At 31.7% G+C, this 25,096-nt stretch carries 20 protein-coding genes; 5 read left to right on the top strand and 15 right to left on the bottom strand.

Annotated elements, in window-relative coordinates; all coding sequences use genetic code 11:
* Positions 1-42 precede the first annotated feature (42 nt).
* Positions 43-762: a hypothetical protein gene (locus Q0845_RS18205; RefSeq protein WP_298516269.1), complete on the top strand. Its 720-nt coding sequence runs from the start codon at positions 43-45 to the stop codon at positions 760-762.
* Between the two features lie 807 nt (positions 763-1,569).
* Here the strand turns inward: Q0845_RS18205 and Q0845_RS18200 are convergent.
* The gene (locus tag Q0845_RS18200; protein ID WP_298516267.1) at positions 1,570-1,791 is read right to left on the bottom strand and encodes a helix-turn-helix transcriptional regulator; all 222 of its coding nucleotides are present in this window, start codon (positions 1,789-1,791) and stop codon (positions 1,570-1,572) included.
* Between the two features lie 137 nt (positions 1,792-1,928).
* Between Q0845_RS18200 and Q0845_RS18195 the strand changes: the two genes are divergently transcribed.
* Positions 1,929-2,126: a hypothetical protein gene (locus tag Q0845_RS18195; RefSeq protein ID WP_298516264.1), complete on the top strand. Its 198-nt coding sequence runs from the start codon at positions 1,929-1,931 to the stop codon at positions 2,124-2,126.
* A 112-nt stretch (positions 2,127-2,238) separates the two neighbouring features.
* Here Q0845_RS18195 and Q0845_RS18190 read toward each other — a convergent pair whose 3' ends face one another.
* The 6 genes from Q0845_RS18190 to Q0845_RS18165 form a co-directional block, all read right to left on the bottom strand.
* Complete coding sequence (locus Q0845_RS18190; protein WP_298516262.1) at positions 2,239-4,668, bottom strand: LytTR family transcriptional regulator DNA-binding domain-containing protein; 2,430 nt, start codon at positions 4,666-4,668, stop codon at positions 2,239-2,241.
* Positions 4,652-5,167 carry an ABC-three component system middle component 4 gene (locus Q0845_RS18185; RefSeq protein WP_298516260.1) on the bottom strand — a complete coding sequence of 172 codons (516 nt, stop codon included), beginning with the start codon at positions 5,165-5,167 and terminating at the stop codon, positions 4,652-4,654. Before Q0845_RS18185 ends, Q0845_RS18190 begins: the two co-directional genes overlap by 17 nt.
* A 2-nt stretch (positions 5,168-5,169) precedes the next feature.
* Positions 5,170-6,390: an ABC-three component system protein gene (locus Q0845_RS18180; RefSeq protein ID WP_298516258.1), complete on the bottom strand. Its 1,221-nt coding sequence runs from the start codon at positions 6,388-6,390 to the stop codon at positions 5,170-5,172.
* 421 nt (positions 6,391-6,811) lie between these two features.
* A complete protein-coding gene (locus Q0845_RS18175) occupies positions 6,812-8,080 on the bottom strand; it encodes a M18 family aminopeptidase (RefSeq protein WP_298516256.1) in 1,269 nt (422 codons plus the stop codon).
* 185 nt (positions 8,081-8,265) lie between these two features.
* Positions 8,266-10,425: a T9SS type A sorting domain-containing protein gene (locus Q0845_RS18170; RefSeq protein WP_298516254.1), complete on the bottom strand. Its 2,160-nt coding sequence runs from the start codon at positions 10,423-10,425 to the stop codon at positions 8,266-8,268.
* Between the two features lie 382 nt (positions 10,426-10,807).
* Positions 10,808-11,296 (bottom strand): DUF664 domain-containing protein, encoded by a 489-nt coding sequence (locus tag Q0845_RS18165; protein ID WP_298516252.1) that lies wholly within the window; start codon positions 11,294-11,296, stop codon positions 10,808-10,810.
* Between the two features lie 349 nt (positions 11,297-11,645).
* Between Q0845_RS18165 and Q0845_RS18160 the strand changes: the two genes are divergently transcribed.
* The gene (locus Q0845_RS18160) at positions 11,646-12,212 is read left to right on the top strand and encodes a hypothetical protein (RefSeq protein ID WP_298516250.1); all 567 of its coding nucleotides are present in this window, start codon (positions 11,646-11,648) and stop codon (positions 12,210-12,212) included.
* A gap of 144 nt (positions 12,213-12,356) precedes the next feature.
* Here the strand turns inward: Q0845_RS18160 and Q0845_RS18155 are convergent, their stop codons facing one another.
* The 8 genes from Q0845_RS18155 to Q0845_RS18120 all read right to left on the bottom strand — a co-directional run bounded on the left by Q0845_RS18155 (position 12,357) and on the right by Q0845_RS18120 (position 22,513).
* Complete coding sequence (locus tag Q0845_RS18155) at positions 12,357-14,234, bottom strand: sensor histidine kinase (RefSeq protein WP_298516248.1); 1,878 nt, start codon at positions 14,232-14,234, stop codon at positions 12,357-12,359.
* A 333-nt stretch (positions 14,235-14,567) separates the two neighbouring features.
* Positions 14,568-16,217, bottom strand: a complete 1,650-nt coding sequence (locus Q0845_RS18150; RefSeq protein ID WP_298516246.1) for a tetratricopeptide repeat protein — start codon at positions 16,215-16,217, stop codon at positions 14,568-14,570.
* A 125-nt stretch (positions 16,218-16,342) separates the two neighbouring features.
* Positions 16,343-18,055 (bottom strand): hypothetical protein, encoded by a 1,713-nt coding sequence (locus Q0845_RS18145; RefSeq protein ID WP_298516244.1) that lies wholly within the window; start codon positions 18,053-18,055, stop codon positions 16,343-16,345.
* A complete protein-coding gene (locus Q0845_RS18140; RefSeq protein WP_298516242.1) occupies positions 18,055-18,297 on the bottom strand; it encodes a hypothetical protein in 243 nt (80 codons plus the stop codon). The genes Q0845_RS18145 and Q0845_RS18140 overlap by 1 nt, the downstream gene beginning before the upstream one ends.
* 6 nt (positions 18,298-18,303) lie before the next feature.
* Positions 18,304-18,660: a hypothetical protein gene (locus tag Q0845_RS18135; protein ID WP_298516240.1), complete on the bottom strand. Its 357-nt coding sequence runs from the start codon at positions 18,658-18,660 to the stop codon at positions 18,304-18,306.
* Between the two features lie 10 nt (positions 18,661-18,670).
* Positions 18,671-18,925 carry a hypothetical protein gene (locus Q0845_RS18130; protein ID WP_298516238.1) on the bottom strand — a complete coding sequence of 85 codons (255 nt, stop codon included), beginning with the start codon at positions 18,923-18,925 and terminating at the stop codon, positions 18,671-18,673.
* A 271-nt stretch (positions 18,926-19,196) separates the two neighbouring features.
* Positions 19,197-20,423, bottom strand: a complete 1,227-nt coding sequence (locus tag Q0845_RS18125) for a serine hydrolase (RefSeq protein ID WP_298516236.1) — start codon at positions 20,421-20,423, stop codon at positions 19,197-19,199.
* 260 nt (positions 20,424-20,683) lie between these two features.
* A complete protein-coding gene (locus Q0845_RS18120) occupies positions 20,684-22,513 on the bottom strand; it encodes a serine hydrolase (RefSeq protein ID WP_298516234.1) in 1,830 nt (609 codons plus the stop codon).
* Between the two features lie 184 nt (positions 22,514-22,697).
* Between Q0845_RS18120 and Q0845_RS18115 the strand changes: the two genes are divergently transcribed.
* Both Q0845_RS18115 and Q0845_RS18110 read left to right on the top strand, forming a co-directional pair.
* Entirely contained in the window at positions 22,698-24,380 is a 1,683-nt protein-coding gene (locus Q0845_RS18115) for a histidine kinase (protein ID WP_298516232.1), read from the top strand.
* Positions 24,381-24,384: 4 nt separating this feature from the next.
* Complete coding sequence (locus tag Q0845_RS18110) at positions 24,385-25,083, top strand: LytTR family DNA-binding domain-containing protein (RefSeq protein WP_298516230.1); 699 nt, start codon at positions 24,385-24,387, stop codon at positions 25,081-25,083.
* The last annotated feature ends 13 nt before the right edge of the window (positions 25,084-25,096 follow it).

The following is a 25,096-nucleotide window of genomic DNA, read 5'->3' as shown; positions in this document are numbered from 1 at the left end:
CCTAACACCATAATTTACTATATTAGAACCAGATTTTCGCTTATGAGATTATTTAACAAACAACGTTTTGAGTATATGGGAGGAAAGAACTTTAAAAAATACCTTAAATACGCTTCTGGTGAGATTATTTTGGTTGTAATTGGAATTTTGATTGCTGTGGGAATTAACAATTGGAATCAGCGAAAACAGCTAAATAATGCAAATGTAGAGCTTAAACAAAACATTATTAAGCAATTAGACAAAGATATTGAAGCTATAAATGTTTATCAAAAGAATTTGGATACGTTGCAGCAAAATTATTTGAATTATTTGAAAACTTCAGAAGATGGTTCGAATCCTTTATTTGGAAATATTTTAGGATCCTTACTGTTTGAAGTCAATACTATGGATATCGATACACACGCCATTACGATGATTGACAATGCAACGTTGAACGAAACCAAAGCATCTGAAAAATTGTTGGATTTAAATTCTGCTTATAAAATGTACCTGGAAGAAATAAAATCTGTAGAGCGTCTAATTTTTACAACCATCACAGAGAACTTGAAAGAAATTGAACGCACACAAGATTGGTATACAGAATTCATTACCAACTTAAAATGTCAAAACGATTGTGTGGATTATTTTACGAATAACAAACAGCACAAAGCAAGAATAGCGTCGTTACGTTTTTTATATGTGAATGGTTATGGACAGATCATTACAGCTTTAAAAAATGATTTAATTGGATATCGTAAAGAACTCAAAGCCATAGAGGACTAGAAATATAGGATTGATGGTGAAGGTTGTAGTGTTGTTGAAATATTCTATTTAACATAATATAAATTATAGTACAAATGTATTTGTAGGCTATAATTCTACATTATGCTAAATATCCCAGAATCTGTCTAGTTTATTAAGGATATTTAGTACTTGGGTTAAGAAAAAATAAAATACGCTATTCTCAGCGATTACCTTTTTAGTTAGACATTTGTCCCATAATTTGTCGTTATGCAAAATTGCCGCGCGCAAATGCTTTATTGCTTTTCAAACACAAATGCGTAGCATTCATGAGCTCTTTAATTTAAAATAAAATGATGCGAATAATTTTCCAACGCTTTCCAGCCGCACAAAAGCTACTTTAGAAATTCTACACAAACATTGTATAAATTAGAATCATTTCGTTAGAAAAAGTTTTATAACCTTTACGTTAGCCTGTCGCATAATTATAAAAATTTTCTGCGAAGAATTTTCTATAACTATGCTAACTGTTTGTTTTCATAAAAACCTTTTTGATTTTCGTTATGTTAAATAGCTTTTGAGTTTTAATGAGAACCTTTTGTAGTTTTTTATTTTGTCTTTTTCTTGATAAAAAGAAACAAAAATCAAGACTTCATAAAACTTTGGAAACAATTACGGCTCGTTCGCTATATTTTAGAAGCGTTTTGAGTTCTTTAGCTTGTTTTGGATTTCGATTAAAATACAGAGTTCTCAATAACAATATTGCTTCATCTCTAGAATATAGACGCTCACTCGCCTATTGTTTTGACCAAAGTTTTCTGAGGTCGTTTTGGCGCTTGCGTTTATGGACTAATTTTCGTCTTTTAATTTAAGGTCTGCGCAAATTTCTTTGAAGATATCACAAGGATCAACATCGATAGCTAAAGCAATTAGATATAATTCATCAGCTCTTAGCTTAGTTTTTTGATTGTTAGCTAGTTCACTAAGTCTAGTTTTACTTATTCCTGTTTTTCTAGCAACATCGGAACGATTTACTGATTTTTTTGATAAGAATAAACCTAATTCGGTCATTATTGTTTGATTTTAAGAACATAAATTTATATAATAAGATAAATTATTCCGATTTTATGAACTATTGATTTTTATTTTATCCGTTTTTATATATATTTGTTCTGATAATCGGAATATTTAATCTTAAAACAAGAACAATGCCATTTCCAAAATACACAAAAGCTGATTTAGAGAAAGTAGTTTATACACAACTAGAAAACTTAAACGCCATTCATGATTTATTACGCATTATGAAAGTTCAAAATGAACTCATAGAAAACGCTAATAAGAAACTGAAAGATGAAATTATAGATTTTAAGAAACGTGTTAATTATGGAACTGGGAAGTTTGAGTGAGATGAATTATTCACAAAAGAAATATACTATTACTTTAGACAAGATTTTATGGTATTAATTAAGATTTTCTTCGGTAAAACATTTCAAATAATTTAATAGCAAAAAAATAAAATCACTTTTTTATAAAGTTTTTATAAGCTTGCTGAAATTCCAATAAATAATTAGATTCAATTTTGATTTTTATATCATCAAATACTACAAAATTATTACTCACACTTCTTATTAAAGTTAGATTAACTATATATTGACGATTTAACCAATAAAAATTTTCTGGTAAAACATTTAAGACTTCATTAAGTGATTTCTTTATAAATAGTTTTTTGTTATCTAATGTTTGAAGCCAAATATAATTCTTCCTAAGAGTAATCTCTTTTCCATCGGTATTTCTGAAATTTGAATTAGTAAAAAACATTATTTCATTTGACATTATTGGGATTTCTTCGTAGTTATTGTAATCAACTAGAGCTAATATATTTATATAATTTGATAATTGAGAATTAGAGTCTAAATCATAAGAATCCACATCAAAATTATTATTAAGTTCTTCACTATTATCTCTAGTGTAATTGACTTCATAAGCATCGTCAATAAATCCAATTTCATCACTTATTGTTGTTGGAGTTGTTGTATAATGTTTAGCTATAAAGGGTTTTAGTTTTTCTTCTAATGTTTTTGGAACATCGTTATCAACAACAATAATTTGAAAACTATCAGATGACTTCAAGCTTAAATTAATTAAATAATTATAAATATTTTCATATTTAGTAGCATCTTTCATTCCTTCTTTTAAATCCTCTTCTATACTTGTATTTGATAAATCAGCTTCTTTCGTTTTACCTATATACTTTGCAATTGTATCTATCATTAAAAGCGATGGATAATTAACACCATTACTAATTGCATATTCAAGTAAACTAAGATAAAACCCTACAGAACTTAGCGTTCTCACTCCACCAGAAGTAATTTTTTCATAATCTCTATTTCTTATTATAGGTAGATAACTTTTAGATGAAATAGAAATATTAGTTACATTTTTCATTCCGACAAATTTTAAAAACTCTTCTAAAGTAGTTCCTAATTTTAGAAAAACTCTATCTAAACTTGGAGCTGAATCTTTTAATACTTTTAAATCATCTCTAAATACTGTGATTCTATTATCCAAAGTCACAATCTCAGCATCAATAATAGTTTGTTGATTGCGTATTTTATAAAAATGTTGAAGATTTTTAAGATCACTATTTATACTTCCAATTTTTGAAGATATAGTATCTCTTTGACTAATAAAAGGAGTTACAATTTCTTTAGTTTGATTATCAAATTGTAACCTCATTTCATCTAAATTTTCAGTATTTAAAGTAATTATTGAGTCATATTTAGATATATCTTCTCTTAAATTAGTATGGATTTTTATTAATTCTTTCTGCCTTCTTCTTAATCCATTAAGTTCTGATTTTATAGTTTCTGTATCGGTATTTGCAAATTGCTTTTTAAGAACACTTAATTTAATATTTTGTTCACATACAGGACAACTAGTGTCTTTATCCTCTATTTTTGGGAACTTTTTCAAAACTTCAATCGTACTAATTATCTTTCTAATATCATTTGCATATTCATTTCTCAAGGCTATGTTTTGCTTAATAGCTTGTTGCTTAAGAGATCGATCATTAATATAATCAAGTAATTGCTTTTCTAAATTACTAATGTTTTTCCTTAAACCATCAAGTTCAGAGCTGTCTGATAAGATACTTTTATCTATTTCCTTTAAAGTACTTTTTAGTAATAAGTATTCTGCTTCTTTTTCTTCTTTCCTTTCTTCTAAAACTTTTAAAGAATCTATTTTAGTTTCTTTTAGAAAACTTGAAACTGAAATATTTCGTTTATTTAAATCATTACGTTCTTTAACTAGTTCTGATATTGACTCTTCTAATTGTAAGATTTGAGTATCAAGAGCATTATACATCAACTTAAATGTCTCTTTTAATTTTGTCAAATAGGCAAAGTTCTCTCCTAATAACTTTTTACTACCAACTTTATCTTGATTTAAATAATTAAATCTAAATATATCACGAAAACTCAATGTTACCATTTTAGAATCCTCCTTTGTTGGAGATTGTTTTAGCTTGGTAATTGGTATATTCATTGATGATAAAAGGAACTCTGAAAAAAAACCATCTTCGCTAACTTTATTATAATTTGGAGAATAATATTTAGGAAAGATATTATCAATTTCATCATAAGAACACCTATAAACTTCAATTTCTGCCTTTGGATTAAAAATATCTCTTTTAATTGTATATTTTTCTCCCGTTAATAACACCTCTAACAAACAATAATCACCAGCTAACTCTATTTCATCATATAAATCGACTGAGCTAGCACCTAGGCAATAATTGATTAAATTCAAAATACTTGATTTACCAGTATCTGAATCTCCATAAATTAAATTGAAACCATTATTAAAAGGTACTTTGTAATTTTTTCTATGTCCAATAAGAACTAAGTTTCTAACAATTAGTTTAGGTGTTTTAATCTTTAATGCCATAATTTAGATAAGGTTCAATTAGTTTATTAATATTAGAATAGCTTAATGATTTTATAGGAGTTATCTTTTTATAAATACGCTTCAATCTTTTGAAGTATTGGGAATCTAAATTTTGAGCGTATTCTATTCCTCTTTGAGTTATAAAATAATTTACTTCAAAATCTTTTTTAATCTTCACATTTATGAATTTATATCCTATCAAAAGGTTAAGCAATACTTTATTTGTTGAAAAATTAAATAAGGGACCTCTATCTAAGAATAATGCTTCAATTGAATATTTCTCGGAATTATTTAAATCAATTAATTCTTTATTCTTCAAATAAAGAATTCTATTTAAAAGCATAGGATGTTTTGTTAAAAACTCAAAAATTGAAATTTTTTCTAAAGTAAGTATAGGTTCTTTTTTTGAATTAGTTGATAATTCGTTTAATAATAATATCAATTTTCCTAATTTTAAATAAACCTCAGAATCTGGTATGTATATAGGTATTTTAGTCACTATTATTTTTGCTTAATTTGTATTTCAAATTCTTCCAAAGAACTTATATTATTATCTTTTGCCCACCAAATATCATCATCTATGGAAGCTAATTGCTGTAGCATTCCAAATTTTTGAAATGATTGAAGTGAAGTATATAATGATTTCAAATGATTTTTATCCTCGTTTATTATTTTTCTATGAATAGCCGTAACTAACGCATCAGAATTTTTATGAGTTCCGTTTAATAAATCTCCAAATTCTAACATAAATAATTCTTTAACCTTCTCATAAAGAGAAGTTAACTCTTTTACATCAACTCCTAACCTATTTAATTTTCTAACTGTGAATTCTGCACTATAAAAAGCTTGTTTAGAATTTCCTACTAAATTATCGTGGACATCGGCCATTAATAATTTTAAAACAAACTTTTCTTCATCGTATTGACCTTCGTCTACAAACGTTTCTTTATTTTCTATTTCTTGAATTTCTTTATTCTTTATAAAATCTCCTAACTCTTTTCTAAGTGCGTGTACAATTACATCGTCTTCATTATCAGGTATAATTATAGTAAAATGGTCATCGTCTGAATAGATTGGTTCTATTTTATCTCTATCAAATGATACTCCTGAGATTTTCGGTACAATATCATCACTTAATCCTTGTGCATAAAACCTTTGTGGTAGTGATTTACATTGAACCCATTCTTGATTTAAGCTATTAATGTTATTACTTAACGGTGCTAAATCCTTTACTTGGCAATTAGATATTATATTTTTACCATAAGTAGCTAAATCAGAACCAGAATGTGGTGTAGCTAATGATATATATAATTTAACTTTTGAGGAAGAATGTTGTTTAATATCGTTTAAAATAAATCTTTTAGCTATTAATCCGCCCATACTATGACCAATAAGTATTATATTTTCATAATTAGTACACCTATATTTTAACTGTGTAGATAATAGATCACTTAAACTCTCAATTGGTAAGTTCTTTGTTGCTTTTTTTTTCTCAAGAAATTTTGCTATTCTGCTAATTTTAGGAAAAAACTCTAAGAGTTTTGTATGATATAAAAATAGACCAATATCTACTTTTTTCTCAAGACCATCTGTAAAAACATAGTCTATTAAAGGCTTACTTCCATTTTCTTTTACCCAAGTTTCTTCGCCACCAATAAATCCATGTATAAATATTACTATAGTATTTACCTTTTCAGGATTTTCGTGTATTATTTTTATCATATTTTATTAGATATATATTGCAATCAGGAAAAACATTCAATATGGTCAACTCCAAATATAAGAATAATTAACAAGTAATATTTTACGGAAAACCGTAATATGAAACAGTTTGTGTAATATTTATTCCACTCCACAACTATTCCACTTCCCTCCTACGTCACTTGTGTAAAAATTGTTCCATTACCTTTCTTGAAGAAACTTTTAGGTAATAACTTTTTAAAAATGTGAAGATTAAACTTTGCTTTTCGCCTAAGCAAAGTAACATAACGCGAGAACATTATAACACATTTTATATGTAGTCATAATAAGTCGTTATGCAAAATTACTTTCTGTCGTTTTATAAGTAAAGATACTTACATGACACAATGATTGAATCCTTTATTTTTTTGTAAAGAATCCTTTGATATTAGTATTCGAACTTTTAGCTCTTATAAAATTCAGTAAACACTTTTATAATAGCATCATGATCTTTCACACCGCACATTTCTCTAATACTATGCATAGATAACATTGGGTTTCCAACATCTATCGTTGGGATGCCTATTTTTGCTGCAGTCATAGGTCCAATGGTAGAGCCACAGCCAATATCATTACGGCTACAAAAATCTTGAAAAGGAATATTTGCTTTGTTACACCATTGCTTAAATTTGGCTATCGAAAAAGCATCGGTTGCATAACGCATGTTAGCATTACTTTTTATGACGGGTCCAGCACCAATGTGTGGTTTGTGATTGGCGTCATGCTTTTCAGAATAACTAGGATGTACCGCATGTGCCATATCTGCTGATATAAAAAATGAACGTGCAACGGTTTGAAAATAAGTTTCTTCTTTTGAAGAAATATGACCATGAATACGTTTTAAAGTAGCTTCCAAAAAGTTAGAATTAGCTCCGTTTTGAGATTCTGAACCAATTTCTTCATGCTGGAAGTATACAGCCATTTGGATGTTGTTATTTTCAGAATCAGCTGTTTTTAAAGCCTCAAATGATGCATGAACACTGGCTAAATTATCTAACCTAGGCGCAAAAATGAACTCTTTATGAATACCTCCTAAACTCGATTTTTCAGCATCAAACAGAAATAAATCCCAACTAAGTATAGTTCCAGAAAGTCCTGTTTCTTTTTTAATCCAATCTTCAAATTGTAGGTCTTTATAAAGCCCAATAACAGGAAACATATGCTCTTGCGGGTTTGGTTTAAATCCTTCCTTATTTACTTCTCTATCTAAATGTATTGCCAAGCGAGGTATGCGTAGCCTTTTTTCTATTTTTATTATTTTTTGTTCTAATTGACCATTTTCAGTTTCAATAATTATTCGACCACCAAAATACAGGTCTTTGTCAAACCAACTCGTTAATAATACACCACCATATATTTCAATATTTAATAATTGATAGCCTTCTTTTGTTGAAATAGGATTATTTTTTATTCTGAGACATGGTGAATCAGTATGTGCTCCAATAATAGAAAAAGCATAATCACTTGTCCATTTCTTAGGTGTTTTGAATATGATAATTGATCCTTCTGCTCTTGTTACAAAATACTTCCCTCCTTTTTCTAACGACCAATTGGCTTCTTCCTTTAATTCTGTATAATTTTGTTTAAATAATTCATTTTTTAAATTTTCTACAGCATGGAATGCCGTTGAACTTTGATCAATAAATTCTAAAAGGCTTTGGGAATAAGACATGTAACGTGTTTTGTTTAAAAATTTAGATAAAACACCAAGTTACTTAAATTCTCTATTATAGTCTAGTTCTATTTACTAAAGATTATGAAGCTTCAAAATGAGCTTATTGAGAATGCCAATAGAAATCGTGACCATCAAATAAACAAAGAAGGAGACTTTTTAGCCTCCTTCAATGATTGAATATTTTAGTTAATGATTATTTTGTGGGTTTCATCAATTTCTTTTCCCCTAATTTTTAAGAAGTAATGACCCGCTTTGAGATCACTGACATCTAGTTGAATTCTATCAGATGTCTTGTTAATTCTTATAGATTTTACTGCGGTTCCTGCAAAATCATACAATATGGCACTCTCAAGTTGTATTGACGTATTGTCTCCGATTTTTGAATTTTCAGAAGAACTGATTTGCACTAAGTTTAATTTATCTGATGTTGGATTTGGATATACTTCCATCCTGTAAAATCCAATGCCACCACCTGAACAACCTGGAATGGACTGAGAGCCATAAATTGAATTGCCACAAGAGTTTGTTCCCTGTACTTGAAGGAAACCGCCACCACAGCCTATGTTATAGGTAAGATTCGGAGAAGTAGTAGTTACCTGATTTGAACCACCATTTCCGTAAATGATCCACGTGTAAGGTCCAGATGCACCAGAAGCATTTGCACTCAACCAGCCATTGCCATTATAGGCAGACAGAGATATGCTGCTATTTCCTCCATTTGCAGTTACTGTTCTTTGTATGGTATATGAACTTGCACAACTAGTAGACGTTGTAACAACTGCACGTATCCAGGCACTTCCTGATCCTCTAGCTTTGAATTTTGCCGGATTCACGCCTTGTGAAGTTGTGCGTGTTAAATTACTGCTACTACTCCAACTAAGTGTTGCACCTGCAGGAAGATCATAAATTGTAACGGGTCTTTCTGTACAACCAATTGTACCAGGATTGCTCATATACGGATTGGTAATAGCATTCGTAGTTTGTGCTCCTGTACCGCAAGGATCCAGCCAATTGCTCAAACGAGTAGAATTTGTACCGCCTCCAGTCCATGAGAGATTAAATTTTCCATATTCTCCTCTAGTTTGCCTACAATACGAAAGAGAAGGATTGTAATTTTGATTTCCTTGTAATTGTCCCACTACACGTTGATTTTGATTGAAAAGTGGGCTACCAGAAGAAACATGTTGTACAACACCATCGTCAAAATTAACCAACCAATTGCTATTGGTTCCGTTCCAACTTGAAGTTTGAAAGGTGTTAATTTCGATAGAGATTTTTTTGATGTCTCCTGCAGGGTGATGTATCCCGGCACCACTTGAAGGTGCATTCGCTCCTCTGTCCCAACCAGCATAGGTATGCGATCCATTATATGCAAGCCTATCAAGTTCCAACAATAAGAAATCCGTTGTATTCCAACCTGCTCTAAATGTAGCACCGTTACTCATTATAAAATTAAAGATGCCATTACTCGTAGAGCAACCCGTTCTTCTATAACCAAATTTAAACAACCAATCTCCAGCATTGTTCTTTTCAGTTGTACTTAAGGTTCCGTTAAAATTGGTATCTGCGCAGTGAAATGCAGAAAGAAAATAAGGCCTTAAACTATTATCTGTACTATTTACAAGGCATCCACTACACCACTCAGTCCCACTTGTCAGGAGAATTAATGCTACAGAATTCCCTGCATTGATCCATGCGCTGAAACACGCCAAGTCATTATTACAGAATTCAGATGCTCCTGGTGTTCCCCATGCTTTTTGAATATCAGGACCTCGATATCCATGTACGACACGTTTAATGGTAAATTTAGAACTACGCTCTGAATCAGAAGGTTCTTTGACATACATAGTAACATGATCACCAAAGATTACATCTGTTAGGAAAACTCCTTTTGTTTTGTTTTGTTCACTGGTTACAGGACCATAAATCATAGTTCCAGTATCGTTGTATAGATAGAGTTCTGCTCCATCTGTCAATTGCAGATTTGAGAGCACAAAGTTCATAGAAATTGCACCTTTGGAATGAAATTCGGTAGACCAAATTCTACCTTCTTTTGTTTCTTCTCCTTCTGACGCTACATCTATATTGATGTCAGTATCAAAAGCCTTTCCAAATCGATATGGTTTGGGATCAACTGATTCTGCATTCTTTTTGTCTTCTTCAATTAATGCTTTTACATTGAAAGCAGGCATTGTGATTAATTTCTCGGCCTTGTAATTTTTATCAATTTTTTGTGAAAGTGATCTCGCATTTCCTTCAGGATAATAGCTTGATTCCACTTGTGAATACACAAATTGGGCGCTTAAAAAAAGTAAAAAATAAATAAAGTGTTTTTTTTTCATGGTAAATTATTTTTCGGTTAAAAATTGTGTTGGCAACACTGTTAATGTAAGTGTGAAGATCTATTAGTTGGCAAGGCTAAGCTATAGATAATACCAGAATTGTAAGAAAAATTAACAAGTAACTTTCTACTGTTATCCCGTAATAAAATAGCACCTATAATGCGTATTTTTATAGGTATTTGACTTCACAAAATATCGTTGTTGTTTTTGTAGAAATTATTTTCAATTCCTGTATTGAAGATTCTTTTTAGAAATACACTAGGAGGTGAATAATTTGCCATCATTTGATCGCATCAAAAAAAGCTACACCTTTTGCGATTCAATGAAAATCATGTATTCGAAGAAAATACTGCGAGATTTTTTTTTTAGGAAATGCGCGTAATTATTTAGGCAATCGATTCTTTATGGTTGCAATTTGTCCCATGTGATTTGCTGAATGTTCCATGACATGATACCAAATATAATGGTAGTTGAGTCCTTCTTCTATATTTGAAGCAAACCAAGCATCATCTTTGGTTTTGAGGAGTTTCAAGGTTTTTTTACGGACTTCATCCCATAAATCTAAATAAAACACAATCGGCTTACCTTTGAGTATTCTTTTTACTTTCTCATTAATTTCACCTGCAATACCAAATTTCTTTAGCTCATCTTTTGTCCATTCTCTACCTTCCAATGTCATGGTCTGATAATATGATTCTGTGGAGACTAAATGCATAATCAATGATCCTATACTATTGGCATTAGCATCATACAAGAAATCCGTTTGTGATTTATCTAAGTCTTTAACTTGTTCCGTAATTCTATCTTTTAAATCTTCCAACATGTAGACCATTAAACCAATTTTTGGTGAATAGCCTTCAACTGATTTCATCTCACCTTGAGCGTATGACAAGATTATTGGTAGTACTAACAGTAAAGATGTGATGTTTGTTTTCAGAGATTTCATAGTGGCAATTTAAAATCAAAATTTATCTTCTAAAAGTAGGTATTATAATCATTTGGTATTATTAAAAGATCGTTAATAGTTTGAGAATATCGACAACGACAAGAAGTATATACATTCAAAAGTTTCCTACGTATAAATTGTACAGAACACGTATTTCTGGGTATTGTAGATATAAAACTGCCATCATAATTTTGGGTTAATCAAAGTATTCTTTTGAGTAATAAATTGATTTTCAACACAAAAGAATACACTTAACTTTTAAAACCAACATATTATGTCTACAAATTCTGAAACAACAGCAAGTCAAAATTTAAGCAGTTACGCTATGGAGTCCACAGGAGACAACAGAACTGATGCCCAAAGTATTCAAGGAATTATGAATACTCAACTTGATAATATTGTTATTGATGAACTACTGCATGTGGCTATTTGTGCAGATATTTCTGGAACGATTTGGAACGCAGCTGTAACCTATAAAGAAGGAAATGATAATTCAGACTCTTCATCTACTAAAACTGAATATGAAGTCGCTGTTGCTATTGATACAAACACCAGCGATGTTTGCAACACACTTAATAGTTTGATTCGTACTGAACAAGACGACGATAACTTAGTACCTGTATTGATTAATTGGAGTTATTCTTCAACAGGAGTTGTATTAGCCATGGTCGGACTTGCTCCTACGAGTGACGATTCTGGTACTTACGAAGTACTGGTTACTACAAATTTTGAGCAAAGTGTGCAACAGATTGAAAGCGATGGTGGTACAATTATCGATAGCTGTGTATATGCATATGGAATGCAGATAGATACGCTTATTTTATACAAAAGTGGTTCCTAAGGATGCGCAATATACATGAACAGATAGTTGCAAGTCGATAAACATATTTTGCAACTATCTGTGTTTGTAGTAAATTATTTATGTAATAAAAGCTTTATTGTTTTAATCGTTGCTTCGAATCCTAATTTGTGTACTCGTCTCTCTTTACTCCACTAACATTCGAGCTTCTGTATCTTTAAAACTAATTTTAAATGAACAACCGTTTTCGTTAGAATACATCGTTTTTCCATGCAATTGTTTTGATAATTGTCTTACGAGACGTAATCCTAAGCTTTTTGCCTTTTCGAAATTAAATCCTTCCGGTAAACCTACTCCATTATCTTTTACTTCCAACACATACTCTTCCTTATTTACTTTATTTATGGAAACATTTAATAACTGCTCGTTGCTTGCAAAACCATACTTATAAGCATTCGTTATCAATTCATTTATAATTAATCCTAAAGGAATAGCTGTATCTATATCAAACTTATAATTAGGTACGTTATACGTTACTTTGGTAGTTGCATCTTTGCCATAGGTTTTTGAGATATCTTCAACTAGCATTCGTATATAATCGTCTAATTCTATTAATAAGTCTTCATTTTGATACAAACGCTGGTGTATTAACGCCATAGATTTTACTCTGTTTTTCCCTTCTTTCGCCAATTCTAAGGCTTTTTCATCTTCAATACCTTTGCTCTGTAATTCTAATAAACTGGCAATTATTTGAAAATTATTTTTTACTCTATGATGTATTTCTTTTAATAGTAATTGCTTTTCATCAAGTTGCTGGTTGATAATTTTGTTTTTTTCTTCAAGTTTTTTGGCTTGTTTCTTTTTTCTTGCGTAAGAGAAGATCAAGAACCCTGAAATAGCTATGATTCCAAACAGCCCAAAAATCAACCAATTTCGCGCTTCTTTTTCTTCAGCTATATCTTTTTGATGTGCAAGTTCAGTTTCAAATTTTTCTTTTTCGTATTGATTATTTAATTCGATTTCCTTAAACTTTTCAATCTTATCTTTATCGTTGATACTGTCGTTAGCTTTGTGAAACTCTTTATAATAATACAAAGCTTCTTCTGGGTTATTCGCTTTCTCTAAAGAAGTTGATAAGATAAAAGAGATGTCTCTAATCTTTTGTAAATGGTTTGCTTTTTTATAAAAGTCGTATGTCTCTTTATAAAAAGCATTCGCCTTTTGATAGGCTCCTTTTTTAAAAGAAAGAGCGCCTCTTGTTTCGTTTACATTCGCTAAAAAACCGAGTTCATTTATTTCTGGTAATTCTTTATCAATAATGGCTAAATAGTAAGCGCTACTATCTAAGTCTTTAGATACCTCTATATGATAATCTGCTAGTTGTTTCAAAATATTCGCTTTCATGTATTTTTCATGTGGCACGTATTCTGAAAATTTTAAATTTTTATCGAGTTGTTGTTTTCGTTTAGACTGCAAATTCATCTGATCATATAAGTCAGATAAATTTCCCATCGATTGTAATGCAAATGAAGAATCTCGTTTTGTTTTTTGGAGCAGCTGAAAATCAATACTCTGCTTATAATGTATTGCTGATTTTTCATAGTTACCATTATAAGAATATACCGCAGCTAGTCGTTTTATTGCAGCGATAGAATCTGTTGGTCTTACAGCAAATTCTTGTGCATTAAAAATATTTTGTAGTGCACGATCGTAATTACCTAAAGCAATATTTGCACGAGATTTTGTAAAATAACCCTCAAATGTAGCATAGTCATACTTCACTTTTTTTGAAGCTATGACGGCAGAATCACTAAATACCAACGCTTTTGTATTTTCTTCCTGTATGGCTAAAAATGCCGCATATCGAGCATATAAAATACTTAACAACATATCTTCATTACTTTTTTTTGCAAACAGCAATGCTTTTTCATAACAAAGTTTGGTTGTATCAACCTCTATTTTTAATCGATACAGAAGAAAACCTTTAACGAAATAGGTATATGCACACAACTCATAATTGTTCGTTGCTCTACCTTCTTTGATTTTACGATTATAAAAGTCCATTTTTTCTGGTGTTGATAAGGTATCTACAACTTTATAGGCTTTTATCTTTGATACTAATTCTTTACTGCTTTGTTGCGCGTTTGACAAATTAAAAACAAAACAACTTATAAGAATAAGTATATATCTAGTAGATTTGGCAAGTATATTCATCTGCTAAAAATAAGTAAATAATCTAATTATTTATATGATATTGTTAGTTATGGATTTAAAAAAATAAAGAATGTCACTAGAAACAATTGATCCGCCCGAAACTAGGTTTATGAGTTTTAAATAAATTACATCAAACCAGTGAAGCTAACTTCGCTGGTTTTTTGTTATGGATAGAATTAGGTGTTATTTCTTAATATTTAAAAGCATTTCTTTAGCACTTCTCCCTATATCACCATCTGCATCCAATGTGATAGTCTTATGAAACAATTCTTTGGCTTTTTGAGAATCTCCTAGTTTCAAATATGCTTCTCCTAAATTTTTATAGGTCATTGCTGAATTCGGAAATAACTGTGAAATCATAGAAAATACTTGAACTGAAGCGTGAATTTGTTCTTTACGACCTGTTTGCAATAAAATGTTTCCTAGTTTGTTGAGTTCTGTTTCAAAATCGCAAAAAGCATAGCGTGGATCTTGTACCATTTTAGGAATTTCTGTTGCCATTTTTTGTGTCTGTCCAGTGGTATATAATTCAACAATATATTGTATCGGATTTGGCTTAAAACCTTCTGCATTGAACGCTAATGCCGCTTCTAACACAGTATCTTTATTATTTACATATTCATCAAAAGTCATTGTCACAGGAATGCTTGGCGCTGTCCAATCGGCATTTTCTAGAGCAGGCATGTCTTGCCACCATATATATGATAAGTATGCATTGATTTTGCTGTTTGGCAAGCTTACGGCTCGCGCATCTCCATAAAAATTGATGTTTTCAGAAGTCGGCTCACCTACCAAAATAGCTTCTGTGTATCTTGTAATTTCATTAGTCAAATTTTGACAGGCAGAAAAGGTTTCACGACCAATGATAAAGTAAAAACTTCCTTTTTTGTTAATGTTTGGTCTTGCCATGATTCCTTTTATTAATGGAAGATTGTTGTAATTATTTCCGCCACCATTCAAACGGACATCATAGACTAATTTTTCTACAGCATGTGTATCTATAAATTCAAACAGTCGCTTGTAAAATTGCTTTAAGGTTTCATTGGCGTCATTAAACACAGAACTTTGTCGAACATAAAGTACTTTTTTGTCTTCTAAATATTCAAAATAATACAACTTATCATTAAAATGTTTTAAATACAAAGGCGTCTTTTCTGTATTGCGTACCGTCAACCATTCTTCTGTCGGCATAGTAAAATTAAACACTTTTGGCTTTTCTTTTAAATCAATGGTTTTAAATACATGCTCAAATACTTTTCCATCTTTTTCTAGCGTAAGCGTAACGGTTTCTGAAAGTTCTGGAATTACACCTTGTGCATGTAATACTTCTGGCGATGCTAAAAAACGTAAACCAAAGGCTTTAAAATATTGTTCATTTTCTACAGGAACGACTGGGTAAATCAACTCTATCGCTTTTTCAATAGACGTCTCTCCTATTTTTAGAACTTTTGCTCCTAATGCTTTTTTATAATCTTTTTGAACACCTTCAACATAAATTCCATCTGGAAACTGATACAAATTAATAGGTAAAATTCCGCTCTTTGCCGTTGTACTATGCGGAATTTGTGTATGTCCATATTTAAATTGAGATACAATACGTTGTAATCCCACTCGGATTTCATGTTCTTGTAAGTTTGGAATGTCGTTATAGAGTGTTTCTACTTCAGTGTCAAAGTTTTCTTTGGTTGTTTTTATAAAAAGAAACGAATAGTCTTTATGTATTGTTTTTTGTAAAAAACGAAGATCTTCTTGCCATTGCGTAACACTGAGCTTGGTTTGTGCTGCTATTTGAAAGCATACCAATAGACTTAAAATAAATACTGTTTTTTTCATGATGTGATTGTTTATATACACCACAAATATTGAGGTATTTTTTCATAGGAAATAGCCCGTTTTGTTGAAATATCGCTTTTACTACTTGAATTGTGATTCGAAAAATGGTTTTATGACATTAACCATCAAGCAAGCCGTATTTTTACTTCCTTGTTTAACATTTCCCTAAATAGCTTTGCGATGCCAACAAGTATTTTTACCCAACCAATTGGACCTGTTGCAAAGCGTATGCCCCAAGTGATTACGATACGAACAAAATTTAAGGTTGGATATAACGCTGAAGCATATTTTTTGATCTCCGTTGTATGTGTTTGAAGTTCTTCAGTAGTTGGTTTTGTGTGAATTCTTGTGATACCATCAAAATCAAAGTCGTAATCTGTAGTAATGGCAGTAGTTGGATTGATGATACGCTTGCCAAATAAAAATTTTATACCATAACGGAAGTTTTGAAAGGCTTCTTTGATTTCTGAATAAATGATTTTAATCGATTTTTTAATGACATTAAATAGCTTTTTGAAGAGCTCTAGTATTTTTTTAACTACATTTTTTATAAAGCGGAATAGCCTGGAGAAAAATTTTAAAATCCCTTTTTTTGCTTTGTATTGGCGTATATTGATTCGAGTTCCTTTATTTATAGTATCAGATTCGGCTCGTAAATCAACTTCTAATATTTTTTTAAGCTTCTGACTTTCTTGTTCTATTTGTCTTTTTTGTTTTTGTTTTGCGATCCTGATATGCGGTTTTTTATCTTCAAGTACAAAATCGTAAATTTGAGAGACTGAAGAGTGACTTTCATGAATTGAAGATTGTTCTACAGGAATGAAATGTTCTGTTAATAGCCGATGAATATTGATAGCACATTGATAATCTCCTAAATTGAAAAGAATACGACCTAACTCTCTTTTGTTATCCGTAATTGTTTGTATGTATTCTACCAATGCTTCTGTTGATAACGGACCAAAATCGTGGTCCAATTTCTGCTGATATAGTCCTACTGTCCAGAGTTTTACTTGAAGCACTCTTCGCATAAATTTATTAGGAATTTGTTCAATATGTACATGAACTTGTGCAATTTTTGCGTCGCTATTTTTGTGATCAGCAAGATCACGAATATGCGTCCTTGCTTCTTTTGAGTCTATATTACGCGCAAAAAGCCCTTTTGAGTCAATATCCGGATCCAATTTCTGGATCAGCTTTTTTCCCTCTTCAGATAATAATTCTATAAAAATACAGTGACCGAAAATATGTTTAGACAATACTTCAGATTCTAAACAGAATACCGATAAGGCTTCTTGGTCAGCCAAGAGATTTCCAAGTGCCAGCCAGCCTTGTGTGAATCCAATTTCTGCGGCAGATGCTTGTAATTTATTAATAACTGCATCCGTGACGCGTTGATTGGGAACAATATTTTTATGAAGGTCATAAATGCGATATCGGTATAAAATAACTCTTGATAGCAATGTACACGCATCAATTTCTACTCTATGAATGATCAATTCGTTATCCAAACCAACAATTTCCCTAATCACAAATTGCTCTCTCCTAGTAAGTTTTTCAGAAGTCAACAACTCCGATTCAATAGCTTCAGAAGCTTTCCTGATGTCATTAATATTACTAGCTTCAGGCAATGCTAATGCTTTTTGATATTCTTTACGAAATAGAGCAATGGCGTCGGCCAATTCTTTTTCGTCTACAAAATTATCATCAAAAGCCTTAAATGGCAGGTATTTTAAATCTGATAAAAGTTGAATTAACTCAATATGATCAAGTTTATCAAAAGCTTCAGAAAATTCTTTTCGGACTTCGGTATTTTCTATGACGTTAAAGGCTTCAATCATTACGATCGTTGTTTAAACCATGTAAATGCATTTTTTAAATAGATATATCCTTTGTACAACTTAGTTGCCAAGGATAGCTGAGCTTCATTTCCTTCAATAGCGCCACTTTTAGGAATTTCATACGTAGTTACTGGTTCAATAGAAGCATTGGATACTTCTGTTTTGAACCAGCTATACATTTTATGAACTTTGGATGGTGGTTTTGATGTTGGACGAAATTGATATATACGGATTTGTGGCATGTATTCTTATCCGTTAATTACGTTTAGTACAAAATCAAAGAAATCTTTTCTTGATTTTTGAGCTCCTTCCACCATACTGTTATGTGCGTCTATAAGATATTTCTTCCCTTCTCCAAGATCTGAATTGGTATAGTTCATTGCATCTCCTTCTATTTCAAATCGTGAATATCCTACAAGCGTAGAAGTAGTCAATGCGCCTCGTATGGTTTCAAATACTTTTTTATGTTTTTGATCGTCGTCTGCATCGCCTGTATTTAAATCAATTTCAGGTCCCGTAAACGAAGCTACTTCTAGGGTAGCTAAATCTTCTACTATTGCTTTAATGTCTTCTTTTAATTTTGCTAATCCTTTTTTTTCACTCATGTTTTTTTGATTATGTTAAACATTCTATTATAAATCTGGTAATGCTATTTCTAGCTTCAATAGAAGCCATAAAAGCATCATTAAAAAGTGCTAATTGTTCTTCATCAATTGGATTGTCACTTACATACGATATACTATCTCCATCAGTTTCTTGAAAGCGATATACACAACCATTATCATCTTCAATAATCATTGCGTGTTCAACAGTCCTTAAGTCGATTATTGCGTCTTCCAGTTTTTCTTTGATTTCTTTAAAAAATGCCATTTAATAGTTTTTATAAAGCATATAACCGTGCTTTTTTATTTTCAGTATCGTTTAAAAAAAACGTATTTGTTGTAAATTTTGACAAGAAACTTAATGTCAATTTATGAGGGGATTTCAATATACAAAAAATAACGAACTGATCTTGGAAACTAAATAAATTTAACCACATTTTATAAAGCATGTTTCTGAGATAGAAATCTAATAGAATTACTCTTTTTATACATCAAAAATTAGTTATCAGTGTCATGAATTAGTTTTATGTTAGGATATATTAGTCTATAAAAGCGGGCAAAACACGTGCTGCTACTAGTTGTAAAACACTAATTTCCAATCGATGAACCGTAGTTACTATGATAAGATCAAGCTCATTAATTAGAATGATGGTTTGACCACTGCCACCTTGCGCTGAAGTACTGAAATACTTTTTATTGCCAACTTTCATGTCTGCTTGCCACCAAAAATACCCGTAACCTACATTGGAAATATCACCAACATCTATAAAATTTTCATCGTCACTATGGCGGACAATTCTGTGAATGGCTTTGTCGATATAAGCAGCTGGAATTAATTGTTCACCCTTCCATTTTCCTTTGTTTTTGGCTAGAATTCCCCACTTAATCATATCACGTGATGTCATACTTGTGCGATTTCCTGATCTTGGTAAACCGCTAATGTCAGTTCCCCAGTTATAATTAGTGATTCCCAATTTGTCTAGCAATTCATTTTTTATAAATTCTTTGGCGGATGTAGGCACGACAGCATCCAAAACTTGCATGACCAACATAGGATCGTTTTGATATTTAAAATTTGGCATATTTGAAGTAATAGGTTTCGTCTGTTCAAAATACGTTTGAACTTCCTTTTGCCCTTTTAACTGACTTGGTTTTTTTTCGAATGCATCTCGTTGTTTTTCACTAATACGAATACCAGAACGCATCGTCAATGCTTGATTTAGTGTAATTTTATCAGCGCCTTTTACAAATTTTGTTGGATCTAAATCTTTGAGAAAACTGGCAATCGGTTTGTCCAAATCGTCCATAGTTAAATATCCCAATTGAATGGCACGACCAAGCGCCATACTCGTATACACTTTAGTTGCTGAGGCTTGCGGGTGCGATAAATTGATTCGCCCTTTAGAATAATACGATTCAAAAACAAGTTTCCCTTTATGAGCAATTAGGAAGCTATCAAAATTCCCGTGTTTATGATTCGCTATCTCTTGTGCTAGCTTTAAAATTAGTTCTTTATTATCACCATCGACACCTAATTCTCCTACAGGAATACCATCTTTTTTATTGGTTGGAGTTGTATCCATAAAGGCTTCTTTGAGTTCAGGAATATCTCTGAACGATAGTTTGGCTTCAACAGCTGTGGCTTCTGGTGCTTGACGCTGTTTTTGTTGGGAAAAGCTATTATTTATTCCTAGAAGAAATAGTAAAAATAGTAGACTTGTTGTGCATTTCATATTTTTTGTTTGTTTCGAATTATTAGTTTTCATGTAATGCTGTTTTTTTTTGATATGTTTATTTAACGTGAGTTCGATATAACTTTATTTCTTTATAGTTGATTTTAAATATTTTATTAAGAATGTCAAATCGAGCATTATTGAAATTAAAATATATTTTGATTGAAAATACCTAGCGTAGCTATCGAGATTCAATTGAAATGTATATTTTTCTAGTGTTCTCGACTGCGCTCGAACTGACAAATAGTTAATATTGAATGTTTTATATTAATAATTCTTACGTCAATCTCTCGTTATTTACTTTCTCGTAATTGTCTAAGTTTCTGTTTGGCACGATTATTTTGAGGGTTTAATTCAAGTGATTTTGTGTAGTTTAAAATTGCTAGATCAACGTCTCCATTTTTTTCACACGCTTCCGCATAACTATAATACACTCTAAAATTATCTGGATAAAGTATCATATTTATTTTGAAAGTGGCTATTGATAATTTCATTCTATTATCATGGAAAAAATCATACCCTATGTCATTTATATATTCTTCCGTAACTGTCAAATAATTAGCGTCCTGTTCTTTTTTGATTTTATATGCAGCAAGTGCTTTTTCAAAATCACCTTCCAGAGGAAATTCCACAGGCTCTTTTGTATCTGTATTCACCTTCACAAAAGTTGAAATTATTGTTCCATCATTTTTATTAATATAACTCAAGTTGAGTCTTCCATCTTCAGAGTTGGGTTTGAATTGTATAATTCGACTAGAGTTTCTTCTAACAAAACTACTATCTGAGATTTTGATAAGTTCTTCCGCTTCTAGATCAAGGATGTTTTTATGGAAAAGTTGATTGTTCTTTTGAAAAACTTCTACAATCCTACCACTTTCCATATATCGACCAGAAATTTTATTGATTGTAGATTGTTCAAGGTCTATTTTTTTATGTATTGGAAGAAAATTATCCCAATTATATGCTAGTGCAACCGAACGCATCACTTCGGCATTAAACTCTGGAAAAGTAGAATTAGTCATCACTACCACACCATACCCTTTGTCTCTATGCGCCATTATTTCAGCATAAAAACCTCTATTCCATCCGTGATGTCTTAGGTAAATATCATTGTTTTTATTTAAAAGCTGAAACCCTAAACCCAATGTAAATGTCCAACTAGTATTGCTCACGCCATAAGGTGTCCCCATTAATTTCGTTAAATTTTGCGATAATCCTTTCGTATGATTTCCTTTTAGAGTTTGCTGTACGTTGGTTATAAATTTTGCATAGTCCTCGGCAGTTGTCCATAAGCCATTTGAAGCCATTGATGGATAAATACTTCTTCCACCATTTGCCATCGAGCCATCTGTTAAATACCCTGTTGCTACCATTTTTAATTGCGCTGCTGTAAGCGATTGGTCAAACGTACTATTGTTCATTTCCAAAGGTTCTAACACGAGTTCATGCATGATTTCTGGGAATGTTTTCTTATCAACATCAATCATCAATTGTTGAATTGGCACATAACTAGTATACGCAAAACGAACACTTTCATCAGGCACTTTGTTTATGGTAACTGGTTCGTTTGCAGCTGGATAATCTCCGTTTAAGATTTCTACAAGTGTAGGAATCTTTTCTCCGATCTTATAGCGTCCAGTTCCACGAGGATGTATTCCTGCAGAGTGATTCAACAAATTTTTTATGGTAACTTTCTTTTCTTTGTTAAATTCATTTTCCGGTACTTTCCAGGATTTTAAATAACTGTTCACATTTTTATCTAAGTTTAATTTATGTTCTTCTACAAGACGTAATGCACCATAGGCTGTTACTGGCATACTCGTTGCCGCTGCTTGGAAAAGAGTTTCTGTTGTTACTGGAGTTTGACTTTCCTTATCCGTGACACCATAGCCTTTTGCCCATGCAATTTCACCATTATGTATGATGGCAATACTAGCACCTGGAATGCCATAATGTTTCATACGTTCTTCTATCGACCATGTTGAGTCACCTAGTATATGTGTACGAGTTGTGAGGCCAGTTTCTACTTGTTTAATTATATCTGTTGTAGTATTAGGATTTGATGTTTCCGTACATGAGTAAAAAAGAAGTAGGATGAATAGAATTGAGATACTATTTTTCATTTTAATACATTTATAATTGAAGAATATTTCTATAGTTTGCATCACTTTTTGTGATGAACTATACAAAGAATGTTTTTTTATCTCATGTATTGAATCAAAATTATGTCAACTGCTCTATGTGTTTATGAACGACTCTAAGCGAACAATTATAATGTTTATCTTGCGTCAGTAATCTTCATTAAAAATGAACTTAAAATCTTTAGCGTATATTCTTTTAATAGGTACGATGTTACTTGTAACTTCTTGTTCTCAAAACCCTGTTTATAAGCAATATGAAACTGTATTTCAACTTGGAGATCAACAAGAATGGGCAGCCAAAGATTTGAATGCTGAACACTGGACAAAGCATATCAAACCAATTCCTGATGGTCAAGTTTTTTGGTCCAGAACTACGATTGAGATTCTAAAAACTCCAAAAGCACTACATCCGTATGGTTTGATGCTACAACTTTACGGAGAATATGAAGTGTTTTGGGACGGCGTTTTGATTGGAGAAAACGGGAATCCTGGACAAGAAGCAACTCGTGATCCTGAAGGTAAAATGTGGGCTACTTTTAGCATTCCCACAGATCTTACAGAAGCTGGCGAACATGTTTTAGCTTTGCGTTCAAGTTTGTATCATTTCCCAGATCATATAGGAATTGAAGAAATGAAGATTGATGAGTATAATGAGCTACAAACGCAGCGACTTATTGAAGCTTCCTATATGCATTTGTTAGCGGGTGCATTTTTGATTGCCACTTTCTATTTTCTATTTCTCTTTGTGAGTGATAAAAAGGAGTTTGCGACACTCATATTTAGCATTAGTTGTTTTCTTTTATTCGCGTTGATATTGGCAGAATTCAGTAAAGTTTATATCGCTATTCATTATAGTTTGCATGTGATACGCTTAAAGATTATAGGTGCATTGATGTTGGGGATTTCGTTTTTGATTCCTTACTATTTTTCTAGACGATTTCCATTTCCCAAACGGAAATTACTACTAACGATTTACGCAGGTATTTTGTTGTACTTTTTCCTATCCAAACATGTTTTTGAATTGAAAGCTAATAATATGATTTTGAGCATGTGGATATTTTCAATTGCAGTAGTTGTGTTTGGAGTTTATAAGAAAATAAAAGGTGCACGTCTTGTACTACTATCTCTCCTACTCTCTGTGTCTATTGGTTTTTTTACTCCTTTTGACAAAAGTTTGTTTGTAGGTTTCTGTTTGATTCTTTTGGGAATGTTTTATTTGCTTTCCTTACGAATTAAAGAACAACGATTGGCGTATGAAACTTCTTTGCTTCAATCTACACGATTACGATTGGAATTACTCAAAAAGAATATTCAACCTCATTTTCTGATGAATACTTTAACTTCATTAATCGATTGGATCGAAGAATCTCCCAAGAAAGGCGTGTTGTTTATCGAAGCATTGGCGAAAGAATTTGATCTTTTGAATCAGATAGAAAATAAAACATTAATCCCAATCGAGCAAGAAATAGCACTTTGTCGTACACATTTGGAAATTATGGAATACCGAAAAGAAATTAAGTATTCTTGGCAAGATGAAGGCATTGATGGTTCGCAAAAAATACCGCCAGGAATTTTTCATACTTTATTAGAAAACGGAATTACACACAGTTTGCCGCTAAACGATAATAGCATTCAATTTAAGCTCATTTTTGAAGAGAATAGCAAGTATACGTGTTATACATTTTTAACCTTTGCAAAGCGCGCAAGTCAGGCTATAACTGCGAAAGAAGATGGTACCGGAATAAAATATATCAAAGCGCGACTCACAGAGAGCTTTCAGGAACAATGGGCGTTTACTTCAAGGCCCGTAAGTCACGGTTGGAAAAACACTATAAAAATCTATTTTTAAGCAGATGCATATTTTAATCGTTGAAGATGAATCAAGAATTGCCAAAAGAATTGAACGCATGACGCGTGATATTTTGGGAGATACGTTACACTCGTTAAAGTATATCAATACACTGCATGAAGCATTGTTATTTATTGAAAATAATCCTTTAGACCTTGTGTTATTAGATTTGAATCTTAACGGAGACAATGGTTTTGATTTGTTAGCGACTGCAGTTTCTAAATCGTTTCATACCATCGTGATTTCGGCGTATAAAGATCAGGCAATTACTGCGTTTGAATATGGAGTGTTGGATTTTGTTTCGAAACCTTTTAATAGAGAAAGATTAGAACAAGCTTTGCTTCGAAGCATTTCAAATGAAAAGATAGAAACCCATGAGATTAAGTTTTTAGCTATTAAAAAAAGGCAGCGAATACAATTAATTCCTATTGAAGATATCTTGTATATCAAAGGAGCTGGCACATATACGGAACTCTTTCTAAGAAATGGAAACAAAGAACTGCACGATAAATCCCTTGAAAAGCTAGCACAACTATTATCACATACTTTTGAACGTTTTCATAAATCATATTTAGTCAAGATGTCGGAAGTACAAGAAATTATCGTGCAATCTGGCAGTAAATATTTAGCCGAGCTAAAAAATGGAAAACGTATTCCTATTGGGCGGACTAGGTATAAGGATATTCGGGCGAAGTGGGTTTGAGTGGTTTTGTTGA

This window comes from uncultured Kordia sp. (assembly GCF_947489565.1).
Lineage (GTDB): Bacteria > Bacteroidota > Bacteroidia > Flavobacteriales > Flavobacteriaceae > Kordia.
Note: the sequence above shows the minus strand (reverse complement) of the source record. Positions and strands in the feature narration are given on the sequence as shown.